At 56.6% G+C, this 2704-nt stretch carries 4 protein-coding genes; 2 read left to right on the top strand and 2 right to left on the bottom strand.

Translation table 11 applies throughout. The features are described from left to right. Positions 1-59: 59 nt before the first annotated feature. On the bottom strand, positions 60-422 hold the full coding sequence (locus QJS33_RS31535) for a CPCC family cysteine-rich protein (protein ID WP_372339755.1): 363 nt from the start codon (positions 420-422) through the stop codon (positions 60-62). A 16-nt stretch (positions 423-438) separates the two neighbouring features. Then, on the bottom strand, positions 439-1272 hold the full coding sequence (locus QJS33_RS31150) for a polymorphic toxin-type HINT domain-containing protein (RefSeq protein ID WP_306371651.1): 834 nt from the start codon (positions 1270-1272) through the stop codon (positions 439-441). Positions 1273-1766: 494 nt separating this feature from the next. Between QJS33_RS31150 and QJS33_RS31145 the strand changes: the two genes are divergently transcribed. Both QJS33_RS31145 and QJS33_RS31140 read left to right on the top strand, forming a co-directional pair. Then, a complete protein-coding gene (locus QJS33_RS31145) occupies positions 1767-1946 on the top strand; it encodes a hypothetical protein (protein ID WP_306371650.1) in 180 nt (59 codons plus the stop codon). Positions 1947-2474: 528 nt separating this feature from the next. Beyond that, on the top strand, positions 2475-2704 hold a 230-nt coding region (locus QJS33_RS31140; RefSeq protein WP_306371649.1), incomplete at its 3' end, for a helix-turn-helix domain-containing protein.

Here is a 2704-nt window from a genome sequence, read left to right as displayed (position 1 = left end):
TCAGACCGAGATCTCCAAGTGCGGCTGGAGTACTAAATGCAGCTGGAGCAAAAAGCAAGTCAAAGGCGCCAATAAAAATCCGTCCACCAATAGAGAACCGTCATATCACGCGGCCATTCACTTGATTCTTCTAAGGTGTTTTCAAAGTTATCAACAGAAAAATCAATTGGCCTCCAAGAATCATCTAAATCCCAAGAGGCGCCACCCCTGGAAACCACCTCCAGAAATCGAACATCGGAAGCTCCAAATGAAATAAAATTGCCTTGAGCACATACAAGGCTCACCTTATTTGCGCACCCATCGAGAAGCGGCCATCGCAATTGCACAATCTCGTCCCCCCAGTAGCACACTGGGCATATGAAACCCGACCCCGGGCCTCCCTCGAACGTCTTTCTTCCACAGCAGGGGCATGTGAACTTCATAGATCCGGACAACAATTCACCAACTTGGCATCCCTGGCTGCCAGGGAATCCCTGGCATTCTATTAAAGGTCTTAGATCCGCCATCAAGATTATAATAATTGATAATAACCTTGGGGCCCTTCATTCCATATTCACCACTCTCCGAGTCGAAGTATCTGATGGTAGGACCCCTTTCGTCTCCAGCATGGAACTTCCTCTCCACCCCAGGACGACCACCATCGCAATCGCACATCAAATCCTGGGACGCACTCTCATATTCGGCAGAAGACTCAAATCCCATTTCCACCCTATGCTTAATGTCATGCTCATTTAGATTGCTCTTGCTACTCCACTCATCACAGTTGTGGTTGAGGACGTCGAGCGACCCCGTGGCCACATGGTAGGTGTGGACGCCTTGAACCGTCAGGTTGTGGACCGTGGCGGACTGGGACCAGGCCTGGATCGCGTTGATCTGGACCCAGGTGCCGGCCGAGGTCTGCAACCACATACCCGGCACCAGATCGACCGCGTCGACCCACGCCTTCAGGTCAGGAACCCAGAAGGGGTGCTCATCGGTCGCGATGACCACATCCCCGGCCGCCACCGGACCCGGGATACCCGCGCCCTCGGCGTCGACCTGAACCGCACCCACAGAGAGGGTCTCGCCCTCGGGAGCGTCGCGTTCGGTGGTCGGGTCGATGGTGATCTCCACCAGGACCTTGGAACCCGAACCAACGATCGTGGCCAACACCGTCCGAGCCGACTGCTCACCCGTCTCCGGGTCGGTACCCAGGTGCGCGGTGACGTAGCCGCGTAGGAAGGCGGTCAGGGCGGTTTCGTCCATGCGGGCCCGGCCCAGCAGGTGTTGCATCCGGTAGGGGGCGTGGTGGCCGACGTACTCGGGCCAGGGTCCAGCAGTTCTTGCGGGTGAGCGGGGCGAGCAGGGTGCGGATCAAGGCTTGGGCGGTGGCGCGGGTCTCGGGTCGGGGCAGATGGGGGCTGATAACGGTATCGGTGAGCTCGTTCAGCAGGTGCGGCCATCGTCGGGCCGCTACGCTGGTGGCCACGGCCACCGCTTCGGGATTCTGTGTCTTCACAACCATTGATGATCGGGCGGCGGCCGTTGCTGTGTCCGAGGAACGGCCGGTTGGGCGAGACGTTGTCTCACAGCGCCCAGCAAATAGTCATCTATCAGGGCAAACCGGATCTACAACCAGAGTTCTACCAGCGCCTCCACCTATCGGTTATTTCATGTCGAAGGATTCCATTCCTCAGGGCAAAATTTTCAACATCCACCCCAGCCCCAACCAAGACCTGGTCAATATAAAGACATATATGCTCCCTTTCGTCCGTATCAATTGACCCATGGGGGAATTCTTCATTTATTTTATTGAGGGAACCAACAACCGATTCAATCAGGCCGAAAACATTCGAATCGACATCGAGAGGGACCCTCGAGACAGAATGATCAAACTCGGCGAGCACCCGATCGACCGCCTCTATGAATTCGACGTCGTAGGCGCCAAAAAAGACGCTTCATTTTGATTTAGATCCCCAGCCTCTACAGCACTCCGCTCTTCATTAAGCTGCTCGATCCAAATTTTCGACGGTCTGATGGCCACCATAAGCCTCCCAAATAGAGATGCCCTGGGGAAAGGGATTCCGAAATTACGATCCTCACATCAGCCGAGGCTTCCGTGAGAGCATCAAGAACCCCAGCGTTACCTGAACGGCGAATTGATCCGGTTCAAGAGAGTCCCCCCTCCGATTCCACCATAATATTCTATGAGACCCTGTTCATGCTGATAGATTTCCTGGGCATCGCCGCCTGGAATTTCAATCCAATCCAACTCCCTCACGTCAGACGATTTACATCCATTCCCCCTGACCTTGAGATTTAACCTGTCCGGTTCTTGTACCCTGTTAATACTCCAGCCGCACTTACTCAGTTTGAACTCGTGATGTCCGGTACCTGGTGACATCGGCCGACCACCGAGGTGCGACGTCCTCATGAGGTACGCGCAAGGGGGCGGGCTCACGCCCCAAGAGCAAGAACGACGAGAACGGTTGCGGATGGACGCGGCCGAGCACTTCGCGCGCGGTGAGAAGACCGGTGCCATCGCCAGGAGGCTGCGGGTGACCGAGCGGTCGGTGCGGCGCTGGCGGCACGCGTGGGAACAGGGCGGTGCCCACGCGCTGCGCTCGGCGGGCCCGGTCTCGACCGAACGGCTAAGTGACTGTTGGGTATGCGTCTGGTTGCGTGAGGTGATCACTCAGGGGTCGCCGGTGAGGAAACAGAACGC

It is taken from the genome of Nocardiopsis sp. CC223A (assembly GCF_030766825.1).
GTDB lineage: Bacteria > Actinomycetota > Actinomycetes > Streptosporangiales > Streptosporangiaceae > Nocardiopsis.
The sequence above is the reverse complement of the archived record's forward strand: the minus strand, read 5'-3'. Positions and strand labels throughout refer to the sequence as shown.

Bases quoted from the DNA above. Each gene is read 5' to 3' on its own strand.
- QJS33_RS31535 (WP_372339755.1), bottom strand. From the start codon at position 422: ATGAAGTTCACATGCCCCTGCTGTGGAAGAAAGACGTTCGAGGGAGGC.
- QJS33_RS31150 (WP_306371651.1), bottom strand. From the start codon at position 1,272: ATGCAACACCTGCTGGGCCGGGCCCGCATGGACGAAACCGCCCTGACC.
- QJS33_RS31145 (WP_306371650.1), top strand. From the start codon at position 1,767: ATGGGGGAATTCTTCATTTATTTTATTGAGGGAACCAACAACCGATTC.